Here is a 17,444-nt window from a genome sequence, read left to right as displayed (position 1 = left end):
TAGCGCATCTACTTCTATACATCGTTACAACGTTCTGTGAAGCGACTCTCAATTTTGTTATTTGCTTGTTTCTATACACAAAAACAAATGTATATACAACTTTCCCTCTAGAAACATACAGCTACTTGTTGTTGTATAACTTCCCTCGTATTCCAACCTTCACACTTCCTACAAAATTTCAAATTTAAATGTATATACTTTGTGAAGTAAATGTATATATATTTAAATCATCGATAAATACTCTCAATGAATAGATAATCTCGAGCAAGTTGATATAAAAATAATCTGTTGATTTATAATCAATTAATTAGTTTGAAGACGCACGTGCATCGCCACTAACTGGGTATCTCGCAGATTATTACAAACAAAATTGTTAATTTAAAGTTAATTAAAAATGGATGATAGGGGATACAACCATGTTAAATCGTACTGACTCAACTCGAGTGATCCGCGCACCACGTGGCAGTGAGAAAACCTGTAAAAGCTGGCTGACAGAAGCGGTATACCGCATGATCCAAAATAATTTAGACCCAGATGTTGCTGAGCACCCTCAAAGCTTAGTGGTCTATGGCGGCATCGGCCGTGCGGCACGTGACTGGGAATGTTATGACAAAATTTTAGATGTGCTGACCACATTGGAAGATGACCAAACATTACTCGTGCAATCAGGTAAGCCTGTTGGTGTGTTCCCTACCCATCCAGATGCTCCGCGTGTGTTGATCGCGAACTCAAATATTGTTCCTCACTGGGCGAATTGGGATCACTTTAATGAGTTAGATCGCAAAGGCTTAATGATGTATGGCCAAATGACGGCAGGTTCTTGGATCTATATTGGTTCTCAAGGGATCGTTCAAGGCACCTATGAAACCTTTGTTTCACTTGCTAAACAGCACTTTAATGGCAACGCCGCAGGGCGCTGGATCTTAACCGGTGGCCTTGGAGGGATGGGAGGAGCACAGCCATTAGCAGCAACTATGGCAGGTTTTAGCATGATAGCGGTCGAGTGTGATGAAAGCCGTATCGATTTTCGTCTAAGAACCCGTTATGTAGACAAAAAAGCGACTTCTCTTGATGAAGCATTGCAATATATCGACGATGCCAAAGCCAATGGCCAACCCGTTTCTGTTGGGCTATTAGGTAATGCGGCTGATGTTTACAGTGAATTGGTGAAACGCAATATCACCCCTGATTCAGTGACCGACCAAACGAGTGCTCATGACCCAGTACATGGCTACTTACCACAGGGCTGGACACTCGCCCAATGGCGTGAAAAACAACAAACTGCCCCTGCTGAAGTGACCAAAGCTGCGAAAAAAAGCATGGCAGTACAAGTAGATGCGATGCTAACGATGCAAAAACGTGGCTCAGCAGCTTTTGACTACGGCAACAATATTCGCCAAATGGCAAAAGATGAAGGGATTAGCAATGCCTTTGATTTCCCAGGTTTTGTTCCTGCTTATATTCGCCCGCTATTTTGTGAAGGTGTTGGACCATTCCGTTGGGTCGCGTTATCAGGTGACCCAGAAGATATCTATAAAACAGACCAAAAAGTAAAAGAATTATTACCAGATGACAAACACTTACATAATTGGCTCGATATGGCACGTGAACGTATCGCATTCCAAGGGCTTCCTGCTCGTATTTGCTGGGTCGGTTTAAAAGACAGAGAAAGATTAGGCCGTGCTTTCAACGAAATGGTGAAAAGTGGTGAATTAAAAGGCCCTGTTGTCATTGGTCGTGATCACTTAGATTCAGGCTCTGTTGCGAGTCCACACCGTGAAACGGAATCCATGAAAGATGGCTCTGATGCCGTATCAGACTGGCCTTTATTGAACGCACTGTTAAATACCGCTGGTGGTGCAACATGGGTTAGTTTACATCATGGTGGTGGTGTTGGCATGGGCTTCTCACAGCATTCAGGTGTCGTCATTGTATGTGATGGAACGGACGCTGCTGATAAACGTTTAGCGCGCGTTTTACATAATGACCCTGCAACGGGCGTTATGCGCCATGCAGATGCAGGTTATGACATCGCCATTAACTGTGCGAAAGAGCAAGGCTTGAACTTGCCGATGGTGAAGTAATGTCCTTTGCCGGCTGCTTAATGGGTCGGCATCCTTCTGGAATATAAGGAATTCAGTATGAATGCTGTGTTAACTCAGAAAAGACAAGGGCCACTGGCGGGGATCAAAGTGATCGATTTAAGCCGTGTGTTAGCAGGTCCTTATTGCACCGGTATGATGGCCGATCTTGGTGCTGAAGTGATCAAAATTGAAGTGCCCAACCACGGTGATGACAGCCGCCATTTAGGGCCATTTATTGATGGCGAAAGTGTTTACTACGGTTTGATTAACCGAGGTAAACGCAGTATTGAATTGGATCTTAAAGCGGATGAAGACCGAGCGATTTTATTTCAATTAGTTAAAGAAAGTGATGTGGTGGTTGAAAACTTTCGCCCTGGTGTGACTCAACGACTTGGTATCGATTTTGAGAGCTTAAAGCAGCACAACCCTAAATTAATTTACGCCAGTATTTCAGGGTTCGGGCAAAACAGCCCACTTGCCAGTTACCCGGCTTATGACATTGTGGCACAAGCGATGTCAGGCCTAATGAGTGTCACTGGTTTCCCAGAAACAGGGCCAACACGTAGCGGTGAGTCAATTGGCGATGTGTGTGCAGGGATGTTTGCGTCATGGGCGATAAGTAGTGCGCTATTTGCGAGAGAGCGTCATGGCGAAGCGGCACAGTATATTGATGTGGCGATGGTAGATGTCTTATTGAGCATGCAGTTAACTGGGCTTTCAAACTTATTTGCAAATGATAAGGCCCCGAGCTTAGTGGGGAACCGCCACCCAGTATCCACGCCATTCGATACCTATCAGGCAAAAGACGGTTTAGTCGTTATCGCAATTGCGAGTGAAAAACTATTTCAACGCTTTTGCGAATGTATGGAAAAACCTCAGTTATGCCACGATCCGCGCTACGGTGATGACCCAAGCCGAACGCAGTATCAAGCTGAACTTAGAAAAGAAATCGAAAGTTGGACACGCCAAAAAACGGTTGAAGAGGTATGTGACATATTATTAAACGCGGGCGTTCCTGCTTCACCAATTCATAATTTACACCAAGCCACACAAAGCGAACACGCCGAAGTGAGGCAAGTACTGACGTACCTGAATGATGGAGGAACACCATTGGTTTCTCAACCGGTTTTTTTTAATGGAAAGAAACCTCATTCGACCCGCCGTGCCCCGAAATTAGGTGAGGCAAACTTAGCTTATAAACCAGCGAAAACAACAATTAAAAATGCGGAGACGATGCAATGAGTTTTGATATTAATGAAACGGAACAAGCGGTTGTAGATGCGGTAGAAAAAGTTTGCCATGACATTTTACAGCCGAATGCACAAAGATACGATGAAACCGAAACCTTTTGTGCTGAAAGTTTACAAGCGCTAGGGGAAATGGGCTGTTGGGGAATTAATTTACCTGAACAGTATGGTGGTTTTGGTATTGGTAGTGTGGCGATGAGCCAGGTCGTGGAAGCTGTCGCAGCAGCTTGTGCATCGACGTCATCGGCTCTAACGGCACATTTTTTGGCGACAGATTCAATTTTAATTGGTGGGACAGAAGAGCAAAAAAATCATTGGTTACCAAAAGCCGCTGCTGGGGAATTATTAGGTGCATTCGGCTTAACTGAGCCGGCTGCGGGCTCTAACCCTGCGGATATGCGTACTGTGGCTGTACGTGAAAATGGCGGATGGCGTATTCGAGGAAATAAACACTATATCACAAACGCCAAAGAGGCTGATTTTATTGTGTTATATGCTAAAACCGATGTTGAAGCGGGAGCCCGTGGCATCAGTGCATTTATGATCCCTAAAGGCACTGAAGGTGTGGCATTTTCTCAACCTGAAAAAACGATGGGGTTACGGGGTAGCACCATTTATGAATTAGCATTGAATTGTTGGCTACCTGAATCTGCATTACTGGGAGAGGAAAATAAAGGGTTCCACACCGCCATGGAAGTTTTAGATAAAGGGCGTGTTGAAGTGGCTGCAACGTCACTAGGTATTGCTCGAGCCGCGATGGAAAGTGCTTTAGGCTGGGTAAAAGAACGCCAAATTGGTAAAAAACCCTTAGCTGCATACCAAGGAACTCAATGGCGTATTGCGGATATGCACACGCAATTGGAGGCGGCTCGTATGTTGACCTGGCAAGCTGCGGAATTACGTGATTCAGGGGAGCGTTTTAGTTTGCAATCCGCGACGGCGAAATTGTTTGCTGCTGAGTGTGCGGGTTTTGTAACGGATGCGGCTTTACAGCTTCATGGCGGCTACGGCTATATTCGTGACCTCCCTCTTGAACGTTATGTGCGTGACGCACGGATTTTACGGATTTTTGAAGGGACATCAGAAATACAAAAAATTATTATTTCACGTGCCGTTTTAGACGCCCACTAAGTTATTTTAAGTATTGAGCCGAGTAAGCGGGACAGGCGTTTACTGGTTTATGGAGCACCATAGGAAGCACTACCTGACAACAGGATCATGGAATTAAAAACACAACAACAATCAGGTTTAAGAATGTATTTCAATTAGTTATTCAGGGTGAATAACAGATAAAACATCACCCAGCGTAATGCTTAATAACTGTACCTTACAATTGTAGTTATTGCGGTTCCATTACGATTAATTGGTTCATTCTTTAAGCCAGCCTTGCTTAAAGAGGAGTTACCATGACAGTTTCAAACGACATCGCTACAGGGCAAAAAAACCGGCAGGAGAATGTACCCTTAATCGAAGCGCGTTCCATCGATTACATTCCAGAGTCCGAGCGCCATGGCACTTTATCGAGCCAATTCACACTTTGGTTCGGTTCTAATTTGCAAATAACGGCAATTGTAACGGGGGCCTTGGCAGTCGTGCTTGGCGGAGATGTATTCTGGTCATTAATTGGCTTGTTTATTGGCCAATTATTAGGTGGCGCGGTGATGGCCTTGCATGCGGTGCAAGGGCCGAAATTGGGGTTACCACAAATGATCTCGAGTCGTGTACAGTTTGGCGTATACGGTGCCGTCATCCCTATTTTATTAGTTTGCATGATGTATGTCGGGTTTTCTGCTAGTGGTACCGTGCTGGCAGGGCAAGCGGTTGGTCAGTTGTTACATGTGACTGATTGGGTTGGAATTATTATTTTTGGTGTGGTGATTATCGGCATTACAATTTGTGGTTATCGCATCATCCATATTTTAGGGAAAGTAGCGAGCGTTATCGGCGTGATTACGTTCTTTTATCTATTTTTCCGTCTGTTTTATATGAATGATGTTTCGGTATTACTGGAAAATCGCCATTTTAGCTGGACGAACTTTTTATTAGCGATGTCACTGTCTGCTTCTTGGCAAATTGCATTTGGGCCTTATGTTGCTGACTATTCTCGTTATTTACCGACTAAAACCCCGACAATTAAAGCCTTCTTGGCTGTGGGTTCAGGCACAGTAATTGGTACGCAAGCCTCAATGATTTTAGGGGTTTTTGCCGCAGCGCTTGCTGGTAATAAGTTTGCCGGTAATGAAGTCTCGTATATTGTGGGCTTAGGCAGTACAGGTTTAATCGCGGCGTTGCTGTATATCAGTATTTTCTATGGGAAAGTGACAATAACTGCATTGAATGCCTATGGTAGCTTTATGTCTATGGCTGCGATTTGGTGTGGTTTCCGTGGGAAAAGCCAAATTTCTCGTGGCCAAAGGTTGTTCTTTATTATTCTAATGGTCAGTTTTTCAACACTACTTGGGTTAGCGGGCCAGCACTCATTTTTAAAACTCTTCTCTGCTTTCTTATTGTTTTTACTTGCATTCTTTACCCCTTGGAGTGCAATTAACTTAGTTGACTACTATTGGGTCACTAAAGGTCGCTACGACGTTCCCGAACTTGCAAACCCAAATGGCCGCTATGGGCGTTGGAATAAAGTCGGGATATTCACTTACATTGCCGGTGTATTAATACAATTACCATTTATATCAACAGGTTTTTATACCGGGCCTTTAGTCGAAAAACTCGGTGGTGTCGATATTTCATGGATTGTTGGCTTAGTAGCAACAAGTATTCTTTACTATGTTGCGATTAAAAAATGGCCTATGTCAGTCGCAGATCGGTTGATATTACCGACAACAAAATAACCATTTCATAAAAAACTAGCATTAAAAAGCGTAAAAATTGAGATAGCCAGTAGCAGTGTAACTATCACTGTTACGGTTTCTCTCAACCTAAAAAACGGTTTTAGAACATTACCATACCCACCAATCGTTGAAGAATTGGGATAGGAGTTGCTATGAAAATTTTAGTCGCAGTGAAGCGAGTGATAGACCATAACGTCAAAATAAGAGTAAAAGCCGATGGTTCAGGGGTTGAATTGGCGAATGTCAAAATGGCAATTAACCCATTTGATGAAATTGCCGTCGAAGAAGCTGTGCGTTTAAAAGAGGCGGGAAAAGCAACAGAAGTGATTGCGGTTTCCATCGGTGACATTGGTTATCAAGAAACATTACGTAGTGCGATGGCGATTGGCGCTGATCGTGGGATTTTAGTACAAAGATCTGGGGAGTTAACACTAGAGCCACTGGATATAGCGCGTTTACTTCAACAAATCGTAGAAAGGGAACAGCCAGATCTTATTTTATTAGGCAAACAAGCTATTGATGATGATTGCAATCAAATAGGCCAAATGCTCAGCGCATTATTGGATTACCCGCAAGCGACATTTGCTTCTCAAGTTAAGCTTGAAGGGCAATCACTGCAAGTTACGAGGGAAATTGACGGTGGTTTAGAAACGTTAGAAATGCCATTGCCAGCGGTCATCACAACAGACTTACGGCTCAATGAACCTCGTTATGCAACTTTACCTAATATCATGAAAGCGAAGAAAAAAACGTTAGATATTATCGATATTACTGATATGGATTTTACCCCATTAGGGCAAATTAAAACACTTAGTGTCTCAGAACCCAAAAAACGAGCGGGGCAATGTACATTGCTAAGCAGTGCGACAGAGCTAGTCAGTGCATTACAAGCGAAAGAAGTGATTTAATCGAGGAAAATACCTATGAGCCAAATATCTGTATTAGTGGTTGTCGAGCATGATAATCAAACAATAAAAACCTCTACTTATCATAGTATTAACGCTGCAGAACAACTTCTCACCGCAGGTGGCCATTTGCACTTATTAGTTGCAGGAGGTGAGACAGAATTGGTCGCTCAGCTAGCTGCGAGTATAAAAGGCGTGAGTAAAGTCCTAGAAATACAATCAGATAACCTTAAAAACCAACTTGCAGAACCGATGGCTCATGCGGTGGTGAATATTGCAGGAGAATATACTCATTTACTGTTTCCAGCGACGACATTTGGTAAAAATATTGCCCCACGGGTTGCTGCAAAGTTAGGGATCGCACAAGTTTCAGATATTACTCAAGTTATTGATTCACAAACTTTTATTAGACCTATTTATGCAGGGAATGCGTTAGCAACGGTACAAAACAATGGCCAGAAAGTGGTCATTACGGTGCGTAGTTCGGCATTTTCAGGGGGATATGAAACGCAAAATAGTGCTGAAATAGAGAAAGTTTCCCTTGCCGATATACTGCTGCGTAGTCAATTAAAAAGCCAATCTTTAACTCAAGTTAGCCGTGCGGAATTGAGCTCTGCAAAAGTGGTTATTTCAGGCGGGAGAGGCTTGAGCTCAGGTGAAAATTTTGCGTTATTGGAAACGATAGCTGACAAGCTAGGAGCTGCGGTTGGGGCTTCACGTGCTGCGGTAGACGCTGGTTTTGTGCCAAATGACTACCAAGTAGGACAAACAGGGAAAATTGTCGCACCTGATTTGTACATAGCTGTAGGAATTTCGGGGGCAATTCAGCATGTTGCAGGAATGAAAGAAAGCAAAGTGATCGTTGCTATCAATAGTGATCCTGAGGCACCGATTTTCCAAGTTGCGGATTATGGCATTGTTGGCGATCTGTTTGAGATCTTACCTGAATTTGACAAAGCATTGGCGTAATGGAGGGGCTCATGGCTATCGACAATATTGAGAAAATAAACGAGGCTCCCGAGCGGGAATCGATGGAGTTCGATGTCCTGATTGTCGGTGGTGGGCCCGCGGGGTTATCTGCAGCAATACGTTTAAAGCAGCTAGCGGCAAAGAAAGGAACAGAAATTTCGGTTTGTTTAATTGATAAAGGTGCACAGATAGGAGCTCATATTTTATCTGGTGCAGTGATAGACCCACGTGCTCTCGATGAATTGCTACCAGATTGGCAGCAAAAGGTTTCGGCTTCTTTAACACCTGTAAGTCATGACCGTTTTTTATGGCTAAAAGAAAACAAAGCGAGTCATTTACCCCTCTCTTTATTGCCAAACTGTTTGAAAAACAATGATAATTTCATTGGTAGCTTAGGGGAGATAAGTGCTGCACTAGCCGCGGAGGCAGAAGAATTAGGTGTTGATGTCTTTGCCGGTTTTGCTGCCACGGAGGTGTTATTTGATGATAAAAACCAAGTGATAGGCGTCACAACTGGAGATATGGGGCTTGATAAATTAGGCAACCCAACACAGATGTACCAACCGGGTATGAATTTACTGGCAAAAATGACCTTTTTTGCGGAAGGATGCCGTGGTCAGCTAGGTAAGCAATTGATAAATCATTTTAATTTAGCCACAGAGAGCGGTAAACAAACCTATGGTTTGGGGATCAAGGAAATTTGGCAAATTCCAAAAGAGCAACATCAAGCAGGGTTAGTTGTCCATTCCGTTGGCTGGCCGCTAGATAACCACACCTATGGTGGTGGCTTTGCTTACCATTATGGGGATAACTTAGTCGCAGTGGGTTTGGTGGTCGGGTTAAATTATGAAAATCCGTATTTATCACCGTTTGATGAGTTTCAACGCTTAAAAACCCATCCTGCTTTTAGTGATTTCTTATCGGGTGGAGAACGGATCAGCTATGGTGCTAGAACGATGGTGGCGGGTGGGTTAGCCGCGTTACCTGAACTAAGCTTTCCCGGAGGTGTGTTAATTGGTGATGATGCAGGTTTTCTTAATGCAGCCCGAATTAAAGGCACCCATTGTGCGGTGAAAAGTGGGTTATTAGCAGCAGAAGCTTGGTTCAGTGCTAACCAGAATGGAATGGTTGATTATTTACAGTTTAAAAAGCAATTTCGCCAGCTATTTGAAGAGAGCTGGTTATATCAAGAGCTTTATCAAACACGCAATTTTAAGCCCTATATGAAAAAAGGGCTAGTGGTTGGTTCAATGCTATTTGGTGCAGAACAACTGTTATTTAAGGGGCGTACCCCGTGGACGTTGAAATTAAAACAATCGGATCATGAAGGAATAAAGGAAGCCAAGGGTTTTACACCGATAGATTACCCAAAACCCGATGGTAAATTAACGTTTGATAAGTCTTCTTCCGTATTTTTATCGAATACTAACCATGAAGAAGAACAACCCTGCCATTTAAAACTGGCTGATATTAATGTCCCTATCCAAGTTAATTTAATGAAATATGCTGCGCCCGAGACGCGTTATTGCCCCGCGGGAGTTTATGAAATTGTAGGGAATAAAAGCGAGGAAAAACTGCAAATTAATGCGCAAAACTGCCTGCATTGTAAGGCTTGTGACATTAAAGATCCGTTACAAAATATCACCTGGACTGCTCCCCAAGGAGGGGAAGGGCCTATTTATCAAGGAATGTAAAACGAATTTATTGTGATGTAGTTGTGCTTGATATTTTTGTTTTATCAGTCGCTTTGGGGCAATTTTGCCCCATTTTTTTATTTTTGCATTAATTCTCAATTCGAGAATGTAATTTTAATTTGTAACGCGAGCCAGCTGTGATCATATTAACATAGCTAATTAGAGTGTTACCTGTCCAAGTGCGACGGCTAAGTTGTAAGCAAGGTGAGTTTTCTTTAATTGATAATGATTGAGCAATAGATTTTGTGGCTAATGCAGCTTCAATGGTATGTTCCATTTCACTGACAGGAAAATGGCGTTGCAAATAACCGCTAGGAGTTTCAGTGTCACCATATTTTTGCTTAACAAAGTCGGGCACAATGGCGTGGTTAACATAGCGTTCTTCTAACATTAAAGGAATATCGTTTTCAAAATGTAGTACTTTACAATAGCCCACATCACTTCCTTCACTAATCCCGAGCTGTAGTGCAATTTCTGCTGATGCGGGAATAATCTTTAGTTGCAGCTGGTGGCCGCTATATTTATTACCACTTGTTGAGATCTCATCAAAAATATCAAACGCTTTTGTTACGGGGAGCTCATGTTTTTGAGTGGCGACAAATGTGCCTTTGCCCGCAATACGATGTAGGATCCCTTTTTGACTTAACTCTGAAATGGCTTTATTCACGGTCATACGGCTTACATTGAATTGAGCACATAGCTCTAATTCTGTCGGTATTTGTGTTTCAGGCTTAAAAATACCTAAATCAATACTGCGTAAAATGTAAGACTGAATTTGCTTATATGCAGGTTGTAATGTCATCGCTGTTATTCAAAATTATTGTTAAAGGAAGGAGTGGTAACATTGTTTTATTGCCACATTTCACTCACAAACTTTGTATTGAATGCAAGTTTATCAGTAATTACTGGCTTTGCTAGTAGGAGATACCTATTTCTAATGATTAACCTGAGTTAAATAGCTGTTTAAGGTGCTCGTCCTTATCTGAATTATTTAATTATAAGGTAAGTTTTACTAGGGCTATATACCTTTATTTATTATCATAATGTTAAATTTACTTAGCGAAATAGGCATTTATTCATGCGAGTTCAATATTTCCATGTCAGTCTTACTCAATGTGACTATCAAAATGTCAGCCCAATGGGAATGGTAAGATTGATTGCCTCCCAAAAAGTATTTTTCTTTAATCAAGGTGATTTTTCAAATAGTGAAATTTTTTTAGAACGCTTACAACAAGGCGATACCTTGGTTATTTGTGCAGAAGAGATGAATGATGGCAGTTATTGGGCTGAGTGGGTTTACCATGAAAAGCATGGTCGACTTGAGCCAGATAGAACCATTAGTTTTAATCGCTCACTAGGAAAACAGTATTTAATTTCGTTAGCCTTAATGGCCCTGATACCTGCAGTGTATTACTGTTTTATTAATGCAGATGATAGCTTCTTAATGATTATCTTAGTCTCACTTTTAGGTTGTGCTGCCTTTGGTGGAATAGTTTTGTTTGCTCTTGCACTGGCCGAGACTAAGCATATTTTAAGTCCAAAACGAAAATCAATTTTAAAAGCGTTGGATTTAGTTATTGATGGGCAATATCAAAAGAGTGAACAAGAGCAACAAATTGAAATTTTAGGAATTAAAAGCTTAAAAAATAAAGCCAATAAATTACGTAAATCAGCAGATAACTATCGTGATAAAGCGTCATTACTCGTCACCCGTGGGAAGGTTAATATTACATCAACCCTCAGCTTAACAGTTGCTACGGGGGATGCAGAACAAAAGCTCAATCATGTTGGTTTGCAGATTAATAAAAGCCATATGGATGTTCTAATTTCAGCAAATGAACCCTTATTCAACAACCACAATCTATTTATTGCTCAAGGTGATGAGCTTGAAGTTTTTCATAAAAATATCCAAGCGCATTCAAAAGAGCAGGTCATTTTTGGTATTTACAATCACCAAGACGGGCTTGCCTATAGCTTGATTGGTAAGGGGGCTCCTCAAGAACGAGGTTTTTATTTCGGGCTGTGGGGGGTCATTTGCTTACTTTTAATGTTCTTTGTCTTTATGGCCGGAGGGTTATCAATTTCTGAAACCCTAGAGAAAGGTGGATATTGGGATTATTGGGACTGGGTTAATATTGTGGATACAGGTGTGCTATTTATCAGTTTCGCAGTAACGATTTTATTCGGTATCAGTTTTCTTATTGCTTTGTGCGTGGCGATATATTTTAAATTATCTCAGCGTGGAAATGGGTATTATCAAGCGCAATATATTTTGAAGCATCTACGTCGTAAGAATGGCCAAACGGATTATGTGACGGAGGTGCGCTCATGAACCCATTTCTGAGTAAACGTTTTCTCTTTTTGGCTTTGGTGTTTGTATTAAGCCTCGCTTTCACTTTTATTATTTTTATTCGTACTGGTACGGTTGATTGGCAGTGGAAAAACCACAATGAAAATAGCTTCCCGATTGGTAGTTATGATTTTGCAACAACATTTCCAGCAGAAAATGGGATGTTAGTTATAGCTCAAAAAAGTGGCCGCTCTAATTATTATTACTCGTCTTATAATACTTATATGCCTTCAAGTGAATATGATAACCAGATTTTATTTGCAGATAATAATGGCGTGCATTTTATTACTTATAGCGATCAAAGTTTTTATAATGCAGTCTGTGAAAGAAAACAATGTTTAATGATGTTCAGTGATGGCTATCAAAAAATTAACTTAACTGATTTTTCAGTGAGTGAATTTACACCTTGGAGTAAAAAAACTGGCAAGCTATTTTCAACGTTGATTATGGGAAAAATCTACTTATCTAAAAGCTCTCCTTTCTATGTTGTTGCGGATAATGAAAATATTTTTATCAGCGCTGATAAAGGAATGACATGGGAACATTTTATGAATGTTCGTGATTTAGCCAAGTCATTATATCCTGAAGAAATTGAAGGAAATTCAAATTTTTCTTATGCAACATATCGAGATAAAATAGTGATGTGGTATAGCTATGGCAACCAAATGGGATCATTAGAAGTTATTATGGATATCCCAACAAAACAGGTTATTAGCAGTAAATGGCTGCCTGTCAGGATCAATGAATCAGCACAAAATCGTAATGGTGATATTTTTGTGGTTGCTCAAGAGCCCTCACGTCGCTTATTTTCTTTGATGCAATTTCATACTAATGGTAATTTTGAGGTGATGGCAGAAAGCGGTTATAACCACATGAACAGCTTAGAAGTCGGCAATCAAGGTTTAATTGTTTCGAATATAGTTAGAGGTTCGCAACAATATTTAATGATGGATTTTGCCACGAAAGAGATCCGTTATCGTCCTCAGTTTCCTTTGTATAACAAAATATACAATATGGCGGACCAATCCTTGATTGAAATAGAAAGTACTTATTCAAATGAAAGTGCGCTGACTAAAGGAGCACAAGTTTCTTATCAATCATTGCATTGATGCGTAAAGATGATTTAGTGTGTTCTCATTCAATAAGGATAGGGTTTTCCCTATCTTTTTTGTTATTGTTATTTAAAGGTTAAGCTAATACTAAAATAGGTATAGTTTGCAGTTTAAGGAGAGGAAGAGTACGTTTTAATGATAGACTAAAAATAGATAAAAATTAAACGATTTTAACTCATTATATGGAAGTAAGTTGTATAATTAGAAATATATAATAAAAATAAAAGAAATGTAGTTAATAATATATAGTATTAACTATAGATGATGATATTCAATATCATCATTAAAGATTACTAGCTAATTATTCTTTATAGATGTATTAATATTTAATCAACCATTTGATTAAATATTAGTAAACCTTGGTTACTTTATGAGTATTGCAGTCATTAAAAAACAAACTAAATGTCAGATAAAAAATAAGTAAGATTGACTAGACCCTACTTTTCATTTAATGCAAAATAGCAATGCAAAATTAATTCTAATTCTAATTTTATTTTAATTGAGATAGCTAAATGAATATATCCAAAATCAGCATTGCATCTATTCTTATTGCAAGTGCATTATTAAGTGGTTGTGCTAAAGAATCTTCTCGTTCTTTAGCCGTAGAAAAAGTTGCGACATATAATACTCAATATTCAGGCCCAAAAAGCCCAATATCAATAGGGAAATTTGATAATCGTTCTAGTTATATGAATGGCATTTTCTCTGATGGGGTTGATCGTTTAGGTAATCAATCTAAAACCATTTTGATGACACATTTACAGCAAACGGGTCGTTTTAATGTATTAGACCGTGCAAATATGCAAGAACTTAAAGAAGAAGCTGGTATTAAAGGTCAGTCGCAACAGTTAAAAGGTGCAACTTATGTAATTACTGGTGATGTTACTGAATTTGGGCGAAAAGAAGTTGGGGATCGCCAGTTATTCGGTATTTTAGGTCGTGGTAAATCACAGGTCGCTTACGCCAAAGTCAATTTAAACGTTGTTAATGTTCAAACATCTGAAGTGGTCTTTTCTTCACAAGGTGCTGGTGAATATGAATTATCAAATAGAGAAGTGATTGGTTTTGGTGGCACTGCCAGTTATGACTCAACATTGAATGGTAAAGTATTAGATTTAGCAATTAGGGAAGCGGTAAATAACTTAGTTTCTGGTATAGAAAGTGGTGCATGGCAGCCAGCTAAATAAGGAAATACGATGAAAATTAAATTATTGGCTATGGTAGCCGGCGTAATTTTATTAAATGGCTGCGCTAATGAACCCAAACCACTATATAACTGGGATGGTTATCAAACAACGGTCTACCAATATTACCAACAAACAGAAACTGGCCCTCAAGAACAAATTCAAGCTTTGAAAAAGAATTTGGAAATGAGCAAAGCAAAAGGTTTAGCAACTCCGCCAGGGTTGCATGCGCATTTAGGGTTATTGTATTCAACAACTGGAGCGGTTGATCTTGCAATGCAAGAATTTACTGCGGAAAAAGCATTGTATCCAGAATCTGCGGCTTACATGGATTTTCTCATGAAAAATAAAGGAAAAGTAAAATGAAACATTTACTTATAGTCTGCGGATTGGTGATGACATGGTTATTAACGGGATGTGCTCAGCCAACTAAAGTTGATTACACGGCATTTAATCAAAGTAAGCCTAAAAGTATTCTGGTGCTATTACCACAAAACAGTTCACCAGAAGTACAAGCAAGTCATGGTTTATTATCACAAGCGACTCTTCCTTTAGCTGAGGCTGGCTACTATGTTTTCCCTGTTGCTGTTGTTGAGGAAACATTTAAGCAAAATGGGATGACAAATGCAGGTGACATTCAAGCTGTTCCACCTGCAAAATTGCGCGAAATTTTTGGTAATGATGCCGTACTTTACTTGAATATCACTGAATACGGTACAAGTTATCAGGTTATTTCTAGTGATACTCGTGTCACTGCGGATGCGAAATTGGTTGACGCTAGAACAGGAACGTTATTATGGAGTGGCTCAGCGACTGCATCTAGTGCTGAAAATAATTCCTCGTCAAATGGTATTATTGGGGCATTAGTATCTGCTGTTGTTAACCAAATCGTAGATACAATGACAGATAAAAGCTATGCAATTGCAGGTATAACAAGTGTCAGGTTATTATCTGCAGGTAAGCCTAATGGTATCTTATATGGGCCTAGATCGCCTAAATATGGTAAAGATGCTCAGTAATTATTAATTATTGAATAATGGGCAAAATAGAATAAAATATTTTGCCCATTTTATTTAAGTTAAATGTTATTTAAGTGAAATTAACTTATTTAATTATCGTGTTACATTGTTTATACGTTTTTTAATTGGGATGATTAAACTAAAAATAATAATATTAAACTCTTATTTAATATATGGGTTAATACTGTGACTTGAATCAAGTTGTTCTAGTCTATCTCACTAATAGTGTGATATAGGTACAATATTATGACAATAGCGATTACTTTGGTAACCCAACTGTTATATATATAATAATAGTCGGTTGTACTAATTCCTCGTTGATAGGAGTCATAGTATGTTCTTGTTAAACGAATCACTTATATCAAGGTATTTCTTCTATATGAAGAAATGGTTCAATATTGATATTTCTTTAGCCTTCTTCTTTCCAAACAAATAACCTTTCTCTTTTCCTTTCTTAAAATTTTTTAACTTATTTAACTATAGGTTAGATCTCTAATATTTATTATTTAATGAAAAATTAAAGGTATTATCATGGCTAAAAGAATTGTAGAACCATTCCGTATTAAAATGGTAGAAAATATCCGTATTCCATCAAGAGAAGAACGTGAAGCGGCGTTAAAAGAAGCGGGATATAACCCATTCTTATTACCAAGTAGTGCAGTTTATATTGATTTATTAACTGACTCAGGCACCAATGCGATGAGTGACCACCAATGGGCAGCAATGATCACCGGTGATGAGGCATATGCAGGATCTCGTAACTATTATGATTTAAAAGATAAAGTGAAAGAGATGTTTGACTATGATTATGTCATTCCTGCTCACCAAGGTCGTGGTGCTGAAAATATGTTATTCCCTGTTTTATTAAAAGTAAAACAGGAACAAGGTGGAGCTAAAAAACCAGTCTTTATTTCTAATTTCCACTTTGATACAACAGCAGCTCATGTTGAATTAAACGGTTGTAAAGCAATTAATATTGTTACCGAAAAAGCCTATGACTCGGATACTTACGATGACTGGAAAGGCAATTTTGATATCCAAAAATTAAAAGATAATATTGCTGAGCATGGTGCAGAAAACGTAGTCGCAATTGTATCTACTGTAACTTGTAATAGTGCAGGCGGTCAGCCAGTATCAATGGCGAATTTGAAAGAAGTTTATGAAATAGCTAAACAGCATAATATCTTTGTTGTCATGGATTCTGCACGTTTCTGTGAAAATGCGTATTTTATTAAAGAGCGCGACCCTAAATATAAAAACTCGACTATTAAAGAAATTATTCTTGATATGTATAAATATGCTGATGCATTAACGATGTCAGCGAAAAAAGACCCATTATTAAATATTGGTGGGTTGGTTTGTATTAAAAATGACGAGAAAATCTTTACGTTGGCAAGACAACGCTGTGTACCAATGGAAGGCTTCGTGACCTATGGCGGTTTAGCGGGTCGTGATATGGCAGCAATGGTACAAGGTCTTGAAGAAGGGGCTGGAGAAGAATATCTACATTATCGTATTGGCCAAGTTAAATATTTAGGTGACCGCTTACGTGAAGGTGGAATTTCAATTCAATATCCTACAGGGGGACATGCCGTATTTGTCGATTGTAAAAAGCTGGTTCCTCATATTCCTGGTGATCAGTTCCCTGCCCAAGCGGTGATTAACGCACTTTATTTAGAATCAGGTGTCCGTGCGGTTGAAATTGGTTCATTTTTATTAGGGCGTGATCCTGAAACTGGTAAGCAAAAACACGCAGATATGGAGTTTATGCGGTTAACCATTGCAAGACGTGTTTATACCAATGACCATATGGATTACATTGCAGATGCTCTGATTGGTTTAAAAGATAAATTTGCAACCCTCAAAGGGCTGGATTTTGAATATGAACCGCCAGTATTAAGACACTTTACTGCTAGATTAAAACCAATTAAATAATAGGTCGCTCGTATGGTTCCCGTGCAATGCGGGAACCTCATCCTTATTCTTAAGGTAAACACCATGAATAATTCGGCAGCCAAAAAAGAACCCTCCATA

14 protein-coding genes are annotated in these 17,444 nt (G+C 39.6%); 13 read left to right on the top strand and 1 reads right to left on the bottom strand.

Annotated elements, in window-relative coordinates:
- Positions 1–416 precede the first annotated feature (416 nt).
- The 7 genes from hutU to PZ638_RS17180 all read left to right on the top strand — a co-directional run bounded on the left by hutU (position 417) and on the right by PZ638_RS17180 (position 9,745).
- Positions 417–2,084, top strand: a complete 1,668-nt coding sequence (hutU, locus tag PZ638_RS17210) for a urocanate hydratase (protein WP_112307611.1) — start codon at positions 417–419, stop codon at positions 2,082–2,084.
- Between the two features lie 57 nt (positions 2,085–2,141).
- Entirely contained in the window at positions 2,142–3,326 is a 1,185-nt protein-coding gene (locus PZ638_RS17205; protein WP_094961475.1) for a CaiB/BaiF CoA transferase family protein, read from the top strand.
- On the top strand, positions 3,323–4,462 hold the full coding sequence (locus PZ638_RS17200) for an acyl-CoA dehydrogenase family protein (protein WP_094961476.1): 1,140 nt from the start codon (positions 3,323–3,325) through the stop codon (positions 4,460–4,462). The genes PZ638_RS17205 and PZ638_RS17200 overlap by 4 nt, the downstream gene beginning before the upstream one ends.
- Before the next feature lie 275 nt (positions 4,463–4,737).
- On the top strand, positions 4,738–6,177 hold the full coding sequence (locus PZ638_RS17195) for a purine-cytosine permease family protein (RefSeq protein ID WP_096864389.1): 1,440 nt from the start codon (positions 4,738–4,740) through the stop codon (positions 6,175–6,177).
- Between the two features lie 152 nt (positions 6,178–6,329).
- Complete coding sequence (locus tag PZ638_RS17190; protein WP_094961478.1) at positions 6,330–7,085, top strand: electron transfer flavoprotein subunit beta/FixA family protein; 756 nt, start codon at positions 6,330–6,332, stop codon at positions 7,083–7,085.
- A 15-nt stretch (positions 7,086–7,100) separates the two neighbouring features.
- Positions 7,101–8,051, top strand: coding sequence for an electron transfer flavoprotein subunit alpha/FixB family protein (locus PZ638_RS17185; RefSeq protein WP_144139727.1), 951 nt, complete (start codon positions 7,101–7,103; stop codon positions 8,049–8,051).
- A gap of 11 nt (positions 8,052–8,062) precedes the next feature.
- A complete protein-coding gene (locus PZ638_RS17180) occupies positions 8,063–9,745 on the top strand; it encodes an electron transfer flavoprotein-ubiquinone oxidoreductase (RefSeq protein WP_206277784.1) in 1,683 nt (560 codons plus the stop codon).
- 88 nt (positions 9,746–9,833) lie between these two features.
- Here the strand turns inward: PZ638_RS17180 and PZ638_RS17175 are convergent, their stop codons facing one another.
- Positions 9,834–10,547, bottom strand: coding sequence for a UTRA domain-containing protein (locus PZ638_RS17175; protein ID WP_004258469.1), 714 nt, complete (start codon positions 10,545–10,547; stop codon positions 9,834–9,836).
- A 276-nt stretch (positions 10,548–10,823) separates the two neighbouring features.
- Between PZ638_RS17175 and PZ638_RS17170 the strand changes: the two genes are divergently transcribed.
- From PZ638_RS17170 to PZ638_RS17145, 6 genes are all read left to right on the top strand, one after another.
- Positions 10,824–12,077: a hypothetical protein gene (locus PZ638_RS17170; protein WP_242439594.1), complete on the top strand. Its 1,254-nt coding sequence runs from the start codon at positions 10,824–10,826 to the stop codon at positions 12,075–12,077.
- Positions 12,074–13,204 carry a hypothetical protein gene (locus PZ638_RS17165; protein ID WP_094961481.1) on the top strand — a complete coding sequence of 377 codons (1,131 nt, stop codon included), beginning with the start codon at positions 12,074–12,076 and terminating at the stop codon, positions 13,202–13,204. The genes PZ638_RS17170 and PZ638_RS17165 overlap by 4 nt, the downstream gene beginning before the upstream one ends.
- Before the next feature lie 515 nt (positions 13,205–13,719).
- The gene (locus PZ638_RS17160; protein WP_094961482.1) at positions 13,720–14,394 is read left to right on the top strand and encodes a CsgG/HfaB family protein; all 675 of its coding nucleotides are present in this window, start codon (positions 13,720–13,722) and stop codon (positions 14,392–14,394) included.
- A gap of 9 nt (positions 14,395–14,403) precedes the next feature.
- Complete coding sequence (locus PZ638_RS17155) at positions 14,404–14,757, top strand: DUF4810 domain-containing protein (RefSeq protein ID WP_094961483.1); 354 nt, start codon at positions 14,404–14,406, stop codon at positions 14,755–14,757.
- Positions 14,754–15,410, top strand: a complete 657-nt coding sequence (locus PZ638_RS17150) for a DUF799 domain-containing protein (protein ID WP_094961484.1) — start codon at positions 14,754–14,756, stop codon at positions 15,408–15,410. The genes PZ638_RS17155 and PZ638_RS17150 overlap by 4 nt, the downstream gene beginning before the upstream one ends.
- Before the next feature lie 531 nt (positions 15,411–15,941).
- Positions 15,942–17,345, top strand: a complete 1,404-nt coding sequence (locus tag PZ638_RS17145) for a tryptophanase (protein ID WP_004908186.1) — start codon at positions 15,942–15,944, stop codon at positions 17,343–17,345.
- Positions 17,346–17,444 lie beyond the last annotated feature (99 nt).

Source organism: Providencia hangzhouensis (assembly GCF_029193595.2).
GTDB classification, from domain to species: Bacteria; Pseudomonadota; Gammaproteobacteria; order Enterobacterales; family Enterobacteriaceae; genus Providencia; species Providencia hangzhouensis.
This window is presented reverse-complemented; position numbering and strand designations above follow the sequence as displayed.